This window comes from Ruegeria arenilitoris, from assembly GCF_013030265.1.
GTDB lineage: Bacteria > Pseudomonadota > Alphaproteobacteria > Rhodobacterales > Rhodobacteraceae > Ruegeria > Ruegeria arenilitoris_E.
Genome location: NZ_WPZQ01000002.1, coordinates 222,551 through 238,804 on the forward strand (window position 1 = coordinate 222,551; position 16,254 = coordinate 238,804).

Genomic DNA, 16,254 nt, shown 5'->3' on the forward strand with positions numbered 1-16,254 from the left:
GATAGGCCTTATCTGGCTGGCATGAGGTTTCTGGTCGCAATACTCCTGTTCCTGACACCCGCTGTTGCCAGCGCTAAATGCGTTGTGCTTTTGCATGGACTTGCGCGCACCGAAGCCTCGTTCTCAGTCATGGAGCAGTTGTTCCGGGTTCACGACTACACCGTTGTGCGACCGGGGTACCCTTCGACGGATTTGCCGATCCCGGATCTGGCCAATCAGACCCTGCCGGATGCATTCGCCGCGTGTGGCGATGACAAGGTCAATATCGTGGCTCACTCGATGGGGGGCATCCTGTTGCGCTATTGGCTGCAGGATAGCCACCCCGAGAATCTCGGCCGCGTCGTCATGTTGGGCCCGCCGAATCAGGGCAGTCAGCTGGTCGACGAACTGGGCGACTGGGAGGTGTTTGGCCTGTTGCACGGACCGGCGGGTCTTGCGTTAGGCACAGGACCAGAAGGTCTGCCGCGCCGCCTGCCGCCGGTAGATTTTGAGCTGGGCGTCATTGCAGGTGAGAATTCCCTGAACCCGATTTGGTCATCCCTGATTGATGGCACGGATGACGGCAAGGTGTCGGTCGAAACAACCAAGGTCGAGGGCATGGCTGATCATATCGTCCTGCCGGTGACCCATACATTCATGATGAACAACCCGCGTGTCATGGCGCAGGCGTTACACTTTATTGAGTACGGTCAGTTTGACCCGCAGATCACTTGGCTTGATGGGGTCATGGACATAATAGACGAGATCTGCATCGGGCAGGATTGCTCGGAACCAGAGTCGGAACCTACGCGATGACATCACTTGAACTGACATTCACGGGCGCGGATGTCCTGCTGCCCGCTGAAGGCGTTGTGCCTGCAGAACTCAGCATCGGCGACGGGCTTGTTCAACAGGATCGAACCGGGCGTCAGGTTGACCTGTCGGGATATATCGTTCTGCCCGGAATCATCGATCTGCATGGTGACGGGTTCGAGCGCCATATCGCACCGCGCCGCGGAGCAATGAAGCAAATGGCCGAAGGCATCCTTTCGGTCGAGGCCGAGCTGGCGGCAAACGGAATTACGACAGCCGTGCTGGCCCAGTTTCATAGCTGGGAAGGCGGCGTACGGGGACCAGAATTTGCGGCACAAGTTTTTGATGCCATCGCGTCTGTCAAAGGCAGCACAGTGACCGATCTGATCCCGCAGTTGCGGTTTGAAACCCACATGCTTGAGGATTATGCAGATCTGCCAGGCCGCATCGCCGAATGGCAGGTGCCCTACGTCGTTTTCAACGACCATCTGCCGCATGACCGTCTGGCCGAAGGTCGCAAACCGCCACGACTGACGGGGCAGGCGCTCAAGGCGGGGCGCAATCCGGACGCTCATTTTGATATGCTGCTGAATATGCATGCGAGAAAAGAAGAGGTCCCGGACGCGCTTGACGCATTGTGCGCAGAACTGCGTCAACAAGGTATCCGGCTGGGCAGTCACGACGATGCCACCGCAGAAACAAGGGCATGGTGGCGTGATCGGGGCGTTTCGATCTCTGAATTCCCTGAAACGCTCGACGCGGCCGAGGCGGCGCGTTCGAACGGCGATCATATCATTCTCGGGTCACCCAATGTGGTTCGCGGTGGCTCGCACAAGGGAAATGTCAGTGCGTTGGACCTGATCACGATGGGGCTGTGTGATGCACTGGCCTCGGACTATCACTATCCCAGCCCGCGTCGTGCCGCGCTGATGGTGGCCAAAACCGGGTTGCTTGATCTGGCTGGGGCCTGGGCTTTGGTATCTGAAGGCCCCGCAAGAGTTCTGGGCCTGGATGATCGTGGTACTTTGGCACCCGGTAAACGCGCCGATCTGGTGATACTGGATGCCGAAACCCATCGGATTGCGGCTACTGTTGCGGCGGGTCGTATCAGCCATATGTCCGGTGACATCGCGACGCGATTCATTGGCTGAAACCGGGGTCGTTCAGCGAACGACCCGGTTGAAATGCCCCATCTTGCGACCAGCCTTGACCTCGGCCTTGCCATAGAGATGCAGGGCCACGTCCCGTTCGCGGGCCAGTTCCGGCACACGGTCCATATCGTGTCCGATCAGGTTTTCCATCACCACGTCTGAGTGACGCTGCCCATCCCCGAGCGGCCAGCCCGCCACAGCGCGGATATGCTGTTCAAACTGATCGACGGCACAGCCATTCTGGGTCCAGTGCCCCGAGTTGTGAACGCGCGGTGCGATTTCATTCACGATCAGGCCCTGCGGCGTTACAAACAGCTCGACCCCCATCACACCGACATAATCCAGCGCGTTAAGGATATTTGCCGCCAACAGGATCGCGTCGGTCCGTTGTGCAGGGGGCAGGCGGGCAGGGACTGTGGTTGTGTGCAGGATACCGTCACGGTGCACATTCTCGCCCGGATCGAAACAGGCAACCTGCCCATCCAGACCGCGCGCAGCGATAATCGACACCTCATGCGAGAAATCCACGAACCCTTCAAGAATGGCCGGAGCCCCTGCCATGTCAGCCAATGCCGTTTCGGCGTCTTCAGGTGCGTGCAGCCGTGCCTGTCCTTTACCGTCATAGCCAAAGCGGCGGGTCTTGAGGATCGCAGGCGTGCCGATTTCTTCGATCGCCGTGTTCAGGCTGTCCAGATCGGTAATGTCAGCGAAAGGCGCCGTATTCAGCCCCAGCCCTTTCAAAAACGTCTTTTCGGTCAACCTGTCCTGACTGACCCGCAGCGCTTCGCGCCCGGGTCGGATGGGGCAATGCGCCTCGAGCAGATCCAGAGCCTCGGTCGGAATGTTCTCGAATTCATAGGTGATGACGTCCACGGATTTCGCAAAAGCCGTCAGAGCGGCTTCGTCATCGTAGGCGGCGGTGGTAACGCGATCTGCAACCTGACCTGCGGGCGGGTTTGCACCGGGTTCATAGATATGGGTGGTAAAACCCAGACGCGAGGCTGCTACAGAAAGCATGCGGCCTAGCTGACCACCGCCCAGAACTCCGATTACTGCCCCGGGGGCGAGCGCCTCAGTCATCGCTTGGCTCCTCGGGGATCGAGGCCGAGAGCGCCTCGCGCCATGCATCCAGGCGTTCGGCCAATGCCTCATCCTGCAGGGCAAGAATACCCGCAGCCATCAGGCCCGCATTTGCACCACCTGCGGAACCGATTGCCATGGTCGCCACAGGAAAGCCCTTGGGCATCTGAACAATTGAATACAGCGAGTCGACACCCGACAGCGCCCGTGTCTGCACCGGTACGCCGACCACGGGAACCCGTGTTTTGGACGCCATCATTCCGGGAAGGTGCGCCGCACCGCCGGCACCGGCAATAATCACCTGCAATCCGCGCTCAACAGCGGTCTTTCCGTAATCCCAAAGCCGGTCAGGTGTTCTGTGGGCCGAGACAATCCGCGCCTCATAAGCCACGCCCAGATCATCCAGAATATCTGCTGCTTCCTTCATCGTGGGCCAGTCCGACTGGCTGCCCATGATGATCCCCACTTTCACATCGCTCATCCGCTTACGTCCCTGCCTTCGGAAAGAGCGCGCACTATAGCCAAATCCGCCTGTCAGGCAATGCGGTACGCGCGCCTCAGGCGATGATATCGGGGGTCAGGCGATCTTCGATCAGTCGTATGATGTCCTTCAGGCGCAGTTTCTGCTTTTTCAGACGTTTTACGGTCAGCTGATCGGCTGTGCCCTTGGCCTGCAGTGCTTCGATGGCTTCATCGAGATCACGGTGCTGACGACGAAAAACCTCCAGCTCAACCCGCAGAACTTCATCGGTTTTCATCGAAAGGTCGGTGGGTGCGTTCATGGACGACTCAGTATTCTGGTGGTGCGTTCCACACAGAATAGTGTGTTCCGGTGAATCCGCCTAGACCTTGTGGACATCCTGGTTTCTTCCCATATTCTGTTATGTACGGTTGCCGCTACGGGGCCGCACAACACGTCGCTTTGACAATGAAGGACGATAATAACGTGTCGAAACTTACTCTTGGCTCATACCCGCATCTTTTGGGGTTCGAGCAGTTGGAACGCCTTCTTGAACGGTCTGCAAAGGCCGGAAATGAAGGGTATCCGCCCTATAATATCGAACAGACCTCGGATCTTTCCTACCGCATTACACTGGCCGTGGCCGGTTTTGCTGAAGAGGACCTGTCGATCACGATCGAGGATCGCCAACTGGTTATCCGGGGCCGTCAACGCGACGACAGTGAGGGACGTGTGTTCCTTCACCGGGGCATCGCCGCGCGCCAGTTTCAGCGCATGTTCGTGCTGGCAGATGGTGTCGAAGTGGGCGAGGCGATTATGGAAAACGGTCTGCTGCATGTCGACCTGACCCGCGCCGTGCCCGAAACCGTGGTGCAAACGATCAACATAAGAAAGGGGTAAGGCATGAATACACCGATTGAGATCAACACCGAAGGCGACCGGATCGTATATGTGAAGGCTGTCGACGTAGCCGACCTGCCTCAGGATCTGCAGGATCAGGCCGGAGATCTGGACCAGCTTTATGCTGTCCACGACTCCGATGGTCAGCAACTTGCGTTGGTATCTGACCGCAAGCTGGCCTTTGTGCTGGCGCGACAGCACGACCTGTCGCCGGTGGCCGTTCACTGAACGGCCCCAGACTTTCTGAAAATACGTGACATCCGCCGCTACAGCGGTGAAACATGCGAACCGGCAGGGCGCGTCCCTGACGCGACGAAATGCATATGGGAGATGCGGCATGAGCTGGTTCGACTTTGACTGGGTGGATGCCTTTAGTGACCGGGCATTCGGAGGTAACGGCTGCGCTGTTGTCCACGGCGGGGCCATATTGCCGGTGGATGTCTGCACCGCCTATGTCCGCGAAACATCGCTGGTGGAGTGCACGTTTACCGGCCCATCGGATGTCGCGGATATTCGTGTCCGCTACTTCCTCGCCAGCCGCGAAATTCCCTTTGCTGGTCATCCCACGATTGCCACGGTGGCCGCCATGCGGTCGCGCGGTCTGTTCAAAGGCGATGAACTGACGCTTGAAACCGGGGCAGGGATCGTCGCAATCCATCTGATCGGAGATGAGATCGAAATGACGCAGGTTGCCCCGCAATTCGGGGTCCATGTGCCGATTGATCTGGTGGCCTCGGCAATCAGTCTGCCCGCAGATGCGATCATCTCGCCGCCGCAACTGGTCTCGACCGGGCTGCCCTTCTGCGTCACCGTTCTGCGTGACCATCAGGCCCTGCGCGCCGCACATCTGGTCGAAGGGCCGCTGCGCAAGGTGGCAGAGGCGGCCGGCTATTCGGGGTCGGACATGGCCGAACCTTTTCTGGTGACTTTGCAGGGTGCGACCGAGGCAGGCGATACCTTCTCACGCCTGTTGCTCGCCCCGCCCAGCCCGCCCGAAGATCCGTTCACCGGATCAGCGACTGGCGCGATGGCTGCCTATCTGTGGAAATATGGCCTGATGCAAAAGGACAGCTTTACAGCGGAACAGGGCCACGACATGGGGCGCCCCGGGCAAGCTACGGTCACACGCGTGGGTCCGACTGAGGCAATGACCGGCATCAAGGTTGCCGGAAAGGGCCATGTCCTGATGCGCGGGCAAGTCGATCTGCCGCAAATGGTTTAGCACCTGTTTGCGCCGGTAGGCTGAGACAATCGCCAAAGCGAGTCTCTGGGGAATGAACTCGCCGTTTTGCAATAAGAAAATGCCCCCAGAATCTGGAGGCATTCTTGATGTTTCTACAGGGCGTTAGCCTGCGATCAGACCCATGCTTTCCAGCTTCAAAAGAACCTGATGGGCGCAGTTGTCGACTTCGACATTCTCAGTTTCGACACGCAACTCCGGGCTCTCGGGTACGTCGTAAGGGTCTGAGATTCCGGTGAACTCCTTGATCTTGCCCTCACGCGCCAGTTTGTACAGACCTTTGCGGTCTCGGCGTTCGCATTCCTCGATGCTGGTGGCAACATGGACCTCACAGAAGGCACCGAAAGCTTCGATGTCTTCGCGAACGGCGCGACGTGTGGTTGCATAGGGCGCGATCGGGGCGCAGATGGCGATGCCGCCATTCTTGGTGATCTCGCTGGCCACATAACCGATGCGGCGGATGTTCAGGTCACGGTGCTCTTTCGAAAAGCCCAGCTCGGATGACAGGTTTTTACGCACGATGTCACCATCCAGCAGTGTGACCGGTCGCCCGCCCATTTCCATAAGCTTGACCATAAGCGCGTTTGCGATTGTCGATTTGCCCGAACCCGAAAAGCCGGTGAAGAACACGGTAAAGCCCTGCTGGCTGCGCGGCGGCCGTGTCTTGCGCAGTTCAGCGACAACCTCGGGAAAGCTGAACCAGTCCGGTATCTCCAGACCTTCGGCCAGACGGCGACGCAGTTCTGTGCCCGAAATGTTCAGGATCGTGACATTGTCCTTGTCCAGAATCTCATCGTTCGGTTCGTACTGCGCGCGTTCCTGCACATAAACCATGTGTTTGAAATCGACCATCTCGACGCCGATTTCATCCTGGTATTTACGGAACAGATCCTGCGCATCGTAGGGGCCATAGAAATCCTCTCCGGCCGAGTTCTTACCCGGGCCAGCGTGGTCGCGGCCTACGATGAAATGCGTGCAACCGTGGTTGGCACGGATCAAGCCATGCCAGACGGCCTCGCGCGGGCCTGCCATACGCATGGCCAGATTTAGCAGCGACATCGAGGTGGTCGAGGCCGGATACTTGTCCAGCACCGCCTCGTAGCAACGCACGCGGGTGAAGTGATCCACATCGCCCGGCTTGGTCATGCCGACGACCGGGTGGATCAGCAGGTTGGCCTGCGCTTCTTTCGCAGCGCGGAAAGTCAGTTCCTGATGCGCGCGGTGCAGCGGGTTGCGGGTTTGGAAGGCGACGATGCGGCGCCAGCCGACCTTGCGGAAATAGGCGCGCAATTCGTTTGGTGTGTCACGGCGCGCTTTGAAGTCATAGTGAACGGGTTGCTGAATGCCGGTGACCGGGCCACCCAGATAAACCTTGCCCGCGACGTTGTGCAGATAGTTTACCGCCGGATGCGCCTGATCGTCTGCGCCAAAGACCTTCTCGGCTTCGCGCGATTTGTCGGGTGTCCAACGGTCTGTCACCGTCATGGTGCCAAGAATGACACCTTCCTGATCGCGCAGGGCAATGTCCTGACCCAGCTCAATCTGAGCCGCAAAGTCTTCGTTCACATCCAGCGTGATGGGCATCGGCCAAAGCGTCCCGTCTGCCAGACGCATGTTTTCGACTACGTTGTCGTAATCCGCTTCGCTCAGGAAACCTTTCAACGGGTTGAATCCGCCATTCATCAGCAGTTCCAGATCGCAGATCTGGCGTGGGCTCAAATCCCAACTGGTCAGATCGGCGGCCTCGACCTTCAGCTTCTGGGCCGAGTCGTAAGACACATACAGTTCGGGGATCGGGGCCAAATTACTTAACATCGTCATGGGAATACTCTTGTCGTGGTGCGTCTTTGCCAGTGAATCTTGGGTGTTTTGGGGCATTTGCCCCGGTGGTTATTCAAAGTCCATATGCGTTCATGAAACAAAGGAGGATATGCGCGGTTTTTCTTAGGATTGGAAGGATTTTCCAGTCTCATGGTCTCAGGGCGATCATTTTCCCCCCGAATGCGGACAATTTCGTCATGCCGAGATGGTCTGTTCCGGTGTGGCAACACTCCCTTCCAGTTCTGTGGCCCGAGTGACGGGCAACGCAGGAACCGGATCAGCGACGCCACGCAGCTGGAACAGGCTGAGATCCAGCCGATCACAATCGATGCCGGCCGCGCGCAAAACTTCGGCCGAGACCAGTAGCTCTGCACCCAACCCTTTGGTTTCCGCTTCAAGACGGCTGGCGACGTTGACTGCGTCGCCGATAATGGTGCGCGATGCATGACCGGCCGCGCCGATTTCCCCCAGAACCAGATCGCCCAGATGCAATCCCATGCCGATACGGATTTCGGGGCTGCCCTCGGCCTCCAGTTGCTGATTGAACCGTTGCAGGGCACGTCCGACATCCATTGCAGCCTTCAAACCCGCCTTGGCCGAGCTTTCAGTATCTGACGTTTCGAATACGGCAAGCAGGCCGTCACCCATGTATTTATCAACCACGCCGCCGTCTGCGGTGATCGCCGGAACAATTGCGTCAAAGAAACGGTTCAGCAGGAAAACGATGTCATAGGGCAGCTGACCCGTTGTTCGGGCCGTGAAACCCCGCATGTCCAGAAACAGAACCGCCAGTTGCCGTTCCTGCCCCTGACTGGCATGTGCGCGATTGCGCCCGCCATCGGGGCGGAACACTCGGAAAACCGTAATAGGTTCAGTTGGGCGTATCTGGCAGGCCAGACGCGTGCCTTCGGGGGCATCTACGGCTGACAGGCTTCGCGCTTCGACCTCGCTGGGCGGGGGAAGGCTGTCAGCACCGTCTTCGACAAAGACACGGCAAGTGGTGCAGCGGCCCTTGCCACCACATAGCGCTGTGTGCGGAATCCCGTTGGCCTGAGACATCTCCAGCAGAGTCATACCCTTTTCGGCCACAATATCGGGTCCATGCACATACCGGATGCGAACCGAATGTCTGCGCCGCCAAAGCTTGCGCCCGATGTAAACCAGTGCAGTCACACCCAGCGAGAACCAGAATGCCATCAGGGCGTTGTCCTTGATGCTGAACATCGTTTGAAACTGTTCCGGTGTGGGCCAGTTATAGTGCTCGATATACTGCTCGCGCAGATCTTCGTCGGCAAAGTCCATCCAGATGCGCCGACCTTCGGTTAGTACGCCAGTCAAAGCGAAACTTGGAACAAATACAGCAATGCCAATGAGATAGGGGGCCAGCTTTCCCCACCAACTTGTAATGCGCAGCCACATGTGCAGGCCAATGCAGCCATGGATCCAGACCAGTAACAACAGAATGCTCTGCATCCAGATGGCGGAATTGGGCCACATCAGAATGATGATGTAACCCATCTCGTCATTCACGTCATAAGCCAGATTGGCATAACGGGTCTGGATGATGTGAGAGATAAGCTGCAGTGGGATCAGCAACCCCAAAACAATCTGCAGGCCGGTGCTGAATGGCATGCGCAGGGTGCGGCGCTGGGCAACCGAGGCCAATGCCAGCCCGGCATGGGACAGAAGCGCGGTGTACAGGATCAGGCTTACGATAAGATGCCGCGTCACCGCGACACGACCATCCTGCATTCCATGCAGATAATCGGTATGAAACAGGCCCAGACCGATGTTGATAAAATGAAAAAAGGCAAAGACGAAAAGGGCCAGACCGCTTGCGATCCGGATGCGGGTTGCCCAGCTGCCCTGCCAAAGAGCACTCTTCAATGATCCCACCCGCTTACTGCCATGTTTGCATCAAGTCTGCTTTGGCAGCGGTCATGGGTCAAGAGAGAGGTAAGCGTCAGGGTGCCAGGGGTGGGGCTGGCCCACTGTTCGGATGGTTGTCGGTGTTATGTCGAACAGCACCAGATGACTCAGGTCGGGGCGGGATCGTGAGCTATACAGCATCCCTTGTGCGCCTATTGCGCGCGCCTTGTCGGAGTAGGCCCATGTCGGCGAGGGGAGGTCAGCGGCGGCTATGTCCTGCCAGACCAAGGATACTTCAGGTCGGCCGCGCAAATCATGCAGCGATGCGGTGACCTGACATCGCTGGATAACCCGTGCCGGATCACCCGCTGAGACGTAGCGCCGGATTGCAATTCCGGCCCCTACTTCACTAAGCGACGCATAGAGCGCGGATTGACCACCATGGTGAAACCGGCCTTCTGGTGCTCGGGCAGGGTCGAGCGGGGACCCTGCCTGAGACTGGAACAGAATTCTCCAGACCGGGCCGGAGAATTCAATCACGCGCTTATTCCTGCTCTGCCAGGAAACGCTCGGCATCCAGGGCGGCCATGCACCCCATGCCAGCTGATGTCACCGCCTGACGGTAAATATGATCGGTCAGGTCACCGGCTGCAAAAACACCCGGAACCGAGGTTTCGGTCGAACCCGGTTTGGTCACGACATAGCCGCCCATATGTGTCTCAAGCGTGTCCTTGACCAGCTCATTCGCGGGCGCATGGCCGATGGCAACAAAGACGCCCTTACAGGGAATCTCAGTGATCTCGCCGGTTTTTACATTCTTCACGCGGACCCCTTCGACGCCCAGCGGAGCGTCGGTGCCGATCACTTCGTCCAGTTCGTGGAACCACAGCGGCTCGATCTTTTCGTTCTTGAACAGGCGATCCTGCAGGATTTTCTCGGCCCGCAGCTCGTCACGTCGATGGATCAGTGTGACCTTGCTGGCGAAATTCGTCAGGAACAAAGCCTCTTCAACGGCGGTGTTGCCGCCACCGATCACTACGATCTCTTGCCCGCGATAGAAAAAACCATCGCAGGTTGCACAAGCTGAAACACCAAATCCTTTGAACTTGTCCTCTGAAGGCAGGCCCAGCCATTTGGCGCGGGCGCCTGTCGCAAGGATCACGGCGTCTGCAGTATAGGTGGTTCCGTTGTCACCCTTTGCAGTGAACGGACGTTGGCTGACATCCAGATCGCTGATGATGTCGCCGATGACCTCACACCCCATGGCCGTGGCGTGTTCCTGCATCTTGATCATCAGGTCGGGGCCCTGAACCTCGGTGAAACCGGGATAGTTTTCGACATCCGTTGTTGTCGTCAACTGTCCACCGGGCTCGATACCCTGTACAAGGACAGGTTCCAACATCGCACGGCTGGCATAGACGCCGGCGGTGTATCCGGCTGGCCCTGATCCGATAATCAGAACCTTGGTGTGTTTCGTTTCGGCCATGGTACCCCCACTCGATCTGCCTCTGCGGACCCTTAGTCCGTCGCGCTTGGATATAACGACCGGGGCGCGCTGCTTAAAGCCCCTTCCGCTCACGCATCTGTCATGCGCTACCGGAATACCACGACAAAAACGACCATATTGAAAACAAAGAATATTGCGCAAATGCGAAACAATATTGCGCATCGCCGGGGTGCTGATATAAGAACCGAAAAATTCAGGAGCATTTCATGGTCACGACACGGCTGGATGAGATTGACCGCAAGATTCTGGCGGAGTTGCAGGCAGACGGTCGTATGACCAATGTTGAGCTCGCGAAACGTGTTGGTATCTCGGCTCCTCCATGTCTCAGACGCGTTCGTACTCTGGAAGAAACCGGCTACATCCGCGGCTACCACGCCGAAGTAAACTCTCGCGAACTGGGTTTTGAGGTTCAGGTTTTCGCGATGGTCGGTCTTGAGAGTCAGGCCGAAACGGAACTGAGCGCCTTCGAAGAAAGATGCCGTGAATGGCCTCTGGTCCGTGAATGTCACATGCTGAACGGCGAGGTTGATTTTATCCTGAAATGCGTGGCGCCTGACCTCAGCAGCTTTCAGCAGTTTCTGACAGGCGAATTGCTGACCACGCCGAACGTGGCCAGCGTCAAGACTTCGCTTGTTATCCGCGGTGCAAAAGATGAGCCCGGGGTTCCGTTCGATGTGTTAGAAGAACGAATGAACCGGACGGCGTAAACACGACGCGTTTAAGTGGTGCCCTACACGCAGGCAGGATCGCTACAACGGCCAATGAAATGGCCCAACCAAGTAATATCTGCATAATGCCCCCACACTGCAGTAATCGTTAACTTACTCACGCTGATATAGCGTCAATCTCTCCATCTCCGGCACGTGGCATCAATAGTGGGCCAAAATCGTGCAGCGATTCAACATGCGCAAACAGGTTCATGTAGATTGAGCGCAGCGAATGGCTCATCATCCTGATGGCGTTTACGCCGGGGTGATAGGTCTCGAACTGAAGGCCATCAACCCGGATCACCGAATGCCGCTTCAGACAGATGTGAAACAGCTCGACCGGCGTTGGCGGCTGCGTTTCGATAACACCCATCCCGTCCTGAAACTCGCCGACCGGCGTCAGCATCGGTTCGCCGCCATTCAAATGACGCAGATGCGAAGGTGTTCCCAGTAGCCGCGCTGCCGGACCCGCAATCACACCTGACATCGGCTTTTGCATGCCAAATGTATCTGCCATGAATCGGGTCAGTGGCCGAGTGCGACCGCGTGAATCTTCACGCCCCGGGATCAGAGTGACAGATCCCTTCCACAACACAGTCTCAGACGTGCCATCCTGTGTCAGAACCGTATCGCCCGGCAACAAGTCTTCGATCGCCATAGGCCCTTGTTCGGTTTCGACCAGCGATCCGCGTGTAAAGGCGCAGAACGCGTCTTCAAAGACTGGCAGAGCAGGTGCGATGTGGCGCGTTTGTGAAACATCCCCGTTTTTCAACAACGTGCTGACTTCATAGCGTCGCAGCTGCGCCTTCTGTTTTGTTCCCGGCCGCGGAGCTTCCCGCAATAATGCCGACGTCTCAACAGCATTTCTGGCGGCGCGCGCCAGCGTATTTGGAATAGTCATATGTATTCCGACCCCTCTAAATTTCGATCAGGCGGCGACACCCCCCGTGCAAACTCGCCTGACGACTTCAGTTCTTTGTCTTGAAATAAATGGGTAACCCCCGGGCGACCGCCGGTGTGGCGGTGCACAGCGAATGAATTTCGCATTCCATTGGTCAACACATTGACCCCCCAGACAAACTCGTAACCCGCAAGCCTAAATTGCTTGCGCACACATGCTCCGTAACACTGCCACAAGCAAACTTCTGTGGCATTGGTCACACCAGACCGGAACAACGTCTGATGTGTCTTACCCATCGGGACCGGCAGCTTGGTCCTTTTGGGGTCCTTTGTCAGCGTTTCGCCGCTAGGCGGCGGGCAACTCTGACAGAGTGACTTGAAACTCGCTTCCAGGGCATCTCCAATTCCTGTTCCCTGATGGCCGCGACAACGGCGCTGAGAAAGCGAGATTTAGTCTTCATTTCACTGATCCTGCTCTGTTGGGGTCTAAGGCCCCTTTTTCCCATCTGGACTAACCGTGGCGCCGATTTGCGGCAGCGATAAGGCTGTTCCGGGAAGAATTCAGGACGGAAATGAAGGTTGGCAGCACCTCTTTACTTCGGATGCCAGAATTCAAATGTCCGAAAATCAGATAACCATCTGAGCACTGGCAAAAATTTCATACGATTCTGAGTCTGATAAACACAACAAATGTGGCAAAAAAGGGGCATGCCTGCCTTATTTGGTGCAAATTCTACAATCTTATGGCGGAAATCAGGCGGCCATAATCGGCTTCACTTGCGTGCGTCGCACGGCGGTAAGAATAAAATCTTTCCGGGTCGGAATATGTGCAGTGTCTTGTCCATTCGGCTTGCCCGACACCGGCCTGTCTGAGCCGGTGCAGGCCAAAGGCCGGCAGGTCAAATTGCAGCCGGTCATCCTGCCCATTTGCAAAGAAACGGGCGTTTTCCTGAGATTCGGCCATGAAATCGTCCATAAATTCAGGCCCGACCTCATAGGCGCGTTGCGAGATCGACGGGCCTATCACGGCACGTGTGTTTTCGCGGCGTGCCCCCAGGGCTTCCATCGCATCCAGAGTGGCTTCGAGAACACCATCCAAAGCTCCGCGCCAACCTGCATGGGCGGCACCAATCACATTCGCATCAGGATCTGCAAACAGGACCGGCTGGCAATCAGCCGTCAGGATCGTCAGGGCCAGCCCGGGCGTTGCGGTCACAACTGCATCAGCCTTTGGTTTGTCACCACTGATAGGGCCGTCGACCGTCACAACTGTTGGAGAATGCACCTGATGCACTCCGATCAGCGCCTCGGGTTCAACTTCCATGGCATCTGCCACCCGCTTTCGGTTCAGCGCAACGGCCTCGGTTTGGTCGGATGAACCATAGCCGCAGTTCAGACCAGCAAAGATACCTGATGACGCGCCGCCGCGACGGCTGAAGAAACCATGCCTGACGGGCGACAGCATGTCCGAGGTGAGAATTTCCAGTGTCATGATTCCAGTCCCGGTGGTGGCGCCGAATGTGCCGGAAAAAGGCCCAGCACTTTGAACAGGTTTCCCATTTCCGCAGGATGCGTCAACCGGCGATGTGCGGCAATCAGCTCTTCCAGCTCCGAACCGCTCAGGGACTTTGCCAATGCCTGCGCCCGCGCGGTGATGCCCAGCCGTTCAAGAAACACACCCTGTGGTGTCAGACGGGAATGCGCGCAGCCTGTGGCACGTGCTGCCAGAGCCAGCGGTTCAAAGTCCACATGAGCCGTCAGATCAGCCTGACCCGGGTCGCCCAAGGGGTCGCAGCGCTCGTGGGCCTGCAGGGCCTGCAACGTATCGCCCAGCGAACGCCAGTCGCCATAATCCACGATCAAAGCTGCTCCACCTTTGTTGGAAATGCGCTCGGCGATGCAGGTCAAAACGGGAATCGCCGCGGCACAGAGTTCGACCAGATCACCATCCTTTGTATCTGTCAGTCTGTCCTGTAGAGCGGCTTGTGCGGCGTCTGGCCCAAGTCCGAATGCCAGCGCCCCGCTATCTTCGCCGATCAACCTTTCGCGCCAGCCTTCACCGTCACGAATGAACTGGCGCACGGGCAGGGCATCAAAGAACTCGTTGGCCACCAGAAACAGGGGCTGTTCAGGTAGGTCAGAGATGGTGTTGATCCAGCGCACCTCAAACCCGTTCAACGTTTTGGCCTGCAGATCCCTTAGCGCTGGAGATGCTTCCAGCAGCAGCACCTGAGCCGCCTCATGAAAACCCGCGACGTTTCGCGTCGCGCGCAGAATGTCAGCCATAAGGGTGCCGCGCCCGGGTCCCAGCTCGGCCAGCGAAAAGGGGGATGGCTGACCCTGATCGATCCAGATTTGTGCCAGGCACAATCCGATCAACTCGCCAAACATCTGGCTGATTTCTGGGGCTGTGATGAAATCCCCTTTGGCGCCCAACGGGTCACGTGTACTGTAGTAACCCAATTCTGGGTGCAACAGGCATTCGGCCATATAGTCGGACACGCTCATCGGGCCATCCTGCCGGATGCGCGCGATCAGGTGGTCCAACAGTGTCATACAGCCCGCCGGGCGCGCAGCACGAACCACAGGCCAAGTGCGATCATGGGCAGGGATAGCAACTGACCCATTGTCAGGCCGTATCCGCTAGCATGCCATGCCAGTCCCAGCGGGTTGCCCGGTGACACAAACTGCGCATCAGGCTGACGGAAGAATTCGACGATAAAGCGCGAGACGCCATACCCGGCAAGGAACAGCCCCATGATCAGGCCGGGCTTGTGAAACGCCCCGCGGCGATAGGCCAGCCAGATCAACGCGGCGCCCAGTATCACACCTTCCAGCGCCGCCTCATACAGCTGTGACGGGTGCCTTGCACACATTCCGGCCACGACGCCGGGGCAGTCCTGCGCAGCCATACCGGGAAAGATCACCGCCCAAGGCAGTTCGCTGGGTCGCCCCCATAATTCGGCATTCACGAAATTCGAGAGTCGGCCCAGCAGCAGGCCCGGCGGAACCGTGTAAGCCACAAGGTCTCCCAGAGACAGAAGCGGTATCTTATGGCGTCGCGCATACAGGTAAGAGGCGATCACAACGCCCAGCAGGCCACCGTGAAAGGCCATGCCGCCCTGCCAGACCTTCACGATCTCTGCCGGGTGCGACAGGTAATAGCTGGGCTGATAAAACAGCACAAAACCCAACCGGCCACCCAGAATCACGCCCAGAATGATCCATGTGATCAGATCCTCGACCTGTTCGGGTTTCATCGGAGGCGTGTCGTCCCGCCACAAAGCCGGGCGCCGCAACGCCATCACCGCCATGCGCCAGGCAATCAGGATACCTGCGATATAAGCCAGTGCGTACCACCTCAGGGCGAACTCCATCCCGAATACTGAGATCGAGAAGAGTTCGGGCGACAGATCGGGGAAATTCAGAACAGCCTGCATGTGCGTCTCATTGCCCGGGGTTAGAGGGGCAAGTCAACCTTGAGCCCGAGCCATTCTTTACCCATATAGAGACCAATCGCGATATCGGAGTAAAGCCATGCAAACCCGCAACAAGATTCTTGATGACGTTTCCCAACTGATGACCAACGCCATGGGCGTGGCACAGGGTGCGCGGGAAGAAGCCGAAAACGCGATGAAGTCCATGATCGACCGGTGGCTTGCCGATCGTGATTTCGTCACGCGTGAAGAATTCGACGCCGTGCGCGCCATGGCGCAGAAAGCGCGCGAAGAAAACGCCAAACTCGAAGAGCGCATTGCTGCGCTCGAGGCAAAGCTGGATAAATAACGCCAGCGCGCCTCACCAGAATCCAGATTTTCGGGACAAAA

General features: G+C 57.7%; 18 protein-coding genes. 7 read left to right on the forward strand and 11 right to left on the reverse strand.

Annotated elements, in window-relative coordinates:
- Positions 1-21: 21 nt before the first annotated feature.
- Positions 22-795: an alpha/beta fold hydrolase gene (locus GOX61_RS03935; protein WP_170331422.1), complete on the forward strand. Its 774-nt coding sequence runs from the start codon at positions 22-24 to the stop codon at positions 793-795.
- On the forward strand, positions 792-1,943 hold the full coding sequence (locus tag GOX61_RS03940; RefSeq protein WP_170331424.1) for an alpha-D-ribose 1-methylphosphonate 5-triphosphate diphosphatase: 1,152 nt from the start codon (positions 792-794) through the stop codon (positions 1,941-1,943). The genes GOX61_RS03935 and GOX61_RS03940 overlap by 4 nt, the downstream gene beginning before the upstream one ends.
- Before the next feature lie 12 nt (positions 1,944-1,955).
- Here the strand turns inward: GOX61_RS03940 and GOX61_RS03945 are convergent, their stop codons facing one another.
- The 3 genes from GOX61_RS03945 to GOX61_RS03955 all read right to left on the reverse strand — a co-directional run bounded on the left by GOX61_RS03945 (position 1,956) and on the right by GOX61_RS03955 (position 3,805).
- A complete protein-coding gene (locus tag GOX61_RS03945; RefSeq protein WP_170331425.1) occupies positions 1,956-3,023 on the reverse strand; it encodes a 5-(carboxyamino)imidazole ribonucleotide synthase in 1,068 nt (355 codons plus the stop codon).
- Positions 3,016-3,504: a 5-(carboxyamino)imidazole ribonucleotide mutase gene (gene purE / locus GOX61_RS03950; protein WP_155144860.1), complete on the reverse strand. Its 489-nt coding sequence runs from the start codon at positions 3,502-3,504 to the stop codon at positions 3,016-3,018. The genes GOX61_RS03945 and purE overlap by 8 nt, the downstream gene beginning before the upstream one ends.
- Before the next feature lie 76 nt (positions 3,505-3,580).
- A complete protein-coding gene (locus tag GOX61_RS03955) occupies positions 3,581-3,805 on the reverse strand; it encodes a YdcH family protein (protein ID WP_155144859.1) in 225 nt (74 codons plus the stop codon).
- Between the two features lie 164 nt (positions 3,806-3,969).
- Between GOX61_RS03955 and GOX61_RS03960 the strand changes: the two genes are divergently transcribed.
- The 3 genes from GOX61_RS03960 to GOX61_RS03970 all read left to right on the forward strand — a co-directional run bounded on the left by GOX61_RS03960 (position 3,970) and on the right by GOX61_RS03970 (position 5,605).
- Positions 3,970-4,383: an Hsp20 family protein gene (locus GOX61_RS03960; RefSeq protein WP_170331427.1), complete on the forward strand. Its 414-nt coding sequence runs from the start codon at positions 3,970-3,972 to the stop codon at positions 4,381-4,383.
- A gap of 3 nt (positions 4,384-4,386) precedes the next feature.
- Complete coding sequence (locus GOX61_RS03965; protein ID WP_155144857.1) at positions 4,387-4,611, forward strand: DUF1150 family protein; 225 nt, start codon at positions 4,387-4,389, stop codon at positions 4,609-4,611.
- 109 nt (positions 4,612-4,720) lie between these two features.
- A complete protein-coding gene (locus GOX61_RS03970; protein ID WP_170331428.1) occupies positions 4,721-5,605 on the forward strand; it encodes a PhzF family phenazine biosynthesis protein in 885 nt (294 codons plus the stop codon).
- A 123-nt stretch (positions 5,606-5,728) separates the two neighbouring features.
- On the opposite strand, the gene GOX61_RS03975 is transcribed toward GOX61_RS03970, so the two are convergent.
- The 4 genes from GOX61_RS03975 to trxB all read right to left on the reverse strand — a co-directional run bounded on the left by GOX61_RS03975 (position 5,729) and on the right by trxB (position 10,799).
- Entirely contained in the window at positions 5,729-7,444 is a 1,716-nt protein-coding gene (locus GOX61_RS03975; protein ID WP_170331430.1) for a bifunctional sulfate adenylyltransferase/adenylylsulfate kinase, read from the reverse strand.
- A 195-nt stretch (positions 7,445-7,639) separates the two neighbouring features.
- Entirely contained in the window at positions 7,640-9,331 is a 1,692-nt protein-coding gene (locus tag GOX61_RS03980; RefSeq protein ID WP_170331432.1) for an adenylate/guanylate cyclase domain-containing protein, read from the reverse strand.
- A gap of 51 nt (positions 9,332-9,382) precedes the next feature.
- A complete protein-coding gene (locus GOX61_RS03985) occupies positions 9,383-9,853 on the reverse strand; it encodes an RES family NAD+ phosphorylase (protein ID WP_367646931.1) in 471 nt (156 codons plus the stop codon).
- A gap of 4 nt (positions 9,854-9,857) precedes the next feature.
- A complete protein-coding gene (trxB, locus tag GOX61_RS03990; protein ID WP_170331436.1) occupies positions 9,858-10,799 on the reverse strand; it encodes a thioredoxin-disulfide reductase in 942 nt (313 codons plus the stop codon).
- A 227-nt stretch (positions 10,800-11,026) separates the two neighbouring features.
- On the opposite strand from trxB, the gene GOX61_RS03995 reads away from it, so the two are divergent.
- The gene (locus GOX61_RS03995; RefSeq protein ID WP_170331438.1) at positions 11,027-11,527 is read left to right on the forward strand and encodes an Lrp/AsnC family transcriptional regulator; all 501 of its coding nucleotides are present in this window, start codon (positions 11,027-11,029) and stop codon (positions 11,525-11,527) included.
- 118 nt (positions 11,528-11,645) lie between these two features.
- Here GOX61_RS03995 and GOX61_RS04000 read toward each other — a convergent pair whose 3' ends face one another.
- From GOX61_RS04000 to lgt, 4 genes are all read right to left on the reverse strand, one after another.
- Positions 11,646-12,428 carry a Hint domain-containing protein gene (locus tag GOX61_RS04000; RefSeq protein WP_155137270.1) on the reverse strand — a complete coding sequence of 261 codons (783 nt, stop codon included), beginning with the start codon at positions 12,426-12,428 and terminating at the stop codon, positions 11,646-11,648.
- A gap of 732 nt (positions 12,429-13,160) precedes the next feature.
- Positions 13,161-13,919 carry a peptidoglycan editing factor PgeF gene (pgeF, locus tag GOX61_RS04005; protein WP_155137267.1) on the reverse strand — a complete coding sequence of 253 codons (759 nt, stop codon included), beginning with the start codon at positions 13,917-13,919 and terminating at the stop codon, positions 13,161-13,163.
- A complete protein-coding gene (locus tag GOX61_RS04010; protein ID WP_170331440.1) occupies positions 13,916-14,983 on the reverse strand; it encodes a class I SAM-dependent methyltransferase in 1,068 nt (355 codons plus the stop codon). Before GOX61_RS04010 ends, pgeF begins: the two co-directional genes overlap by 4 nt.
- Complete coding sequence (gene lgt, locus GOX61_RS04015) at positions 14,980-15,867, reverse strand: prolipoprotein diacylglyceryl transferase (protein ID WP_170331442.1); 888 nt, start codon at positions 15,865-15,867, stop codon at positions 14,980-14,982. Before lgt ends, GOX61_RS04010 begins: the two co-directional genes overlap by 4 nt.
- A 97-nt stretch (positions 15,868-15,964) precedes the next feature.
- Here lgt and GOX61_RS04020 point away from each other — a divergent pair, with 97 nt between their 5' ends.
- The gene (locus GOX61_RS04020; protein WP_155137258.1) at positions 15,965-16,213 is read left to right on the forward strand and encodes an accessory factor UbiK family protein; all 249 of its coding nucleotides are present in this window, start codon (positions 15,965-15,967) and stop codon (positions 16,211-16,213) included.
- Positions 16,214-16,254: the final 41 nt, after the last annotated feature.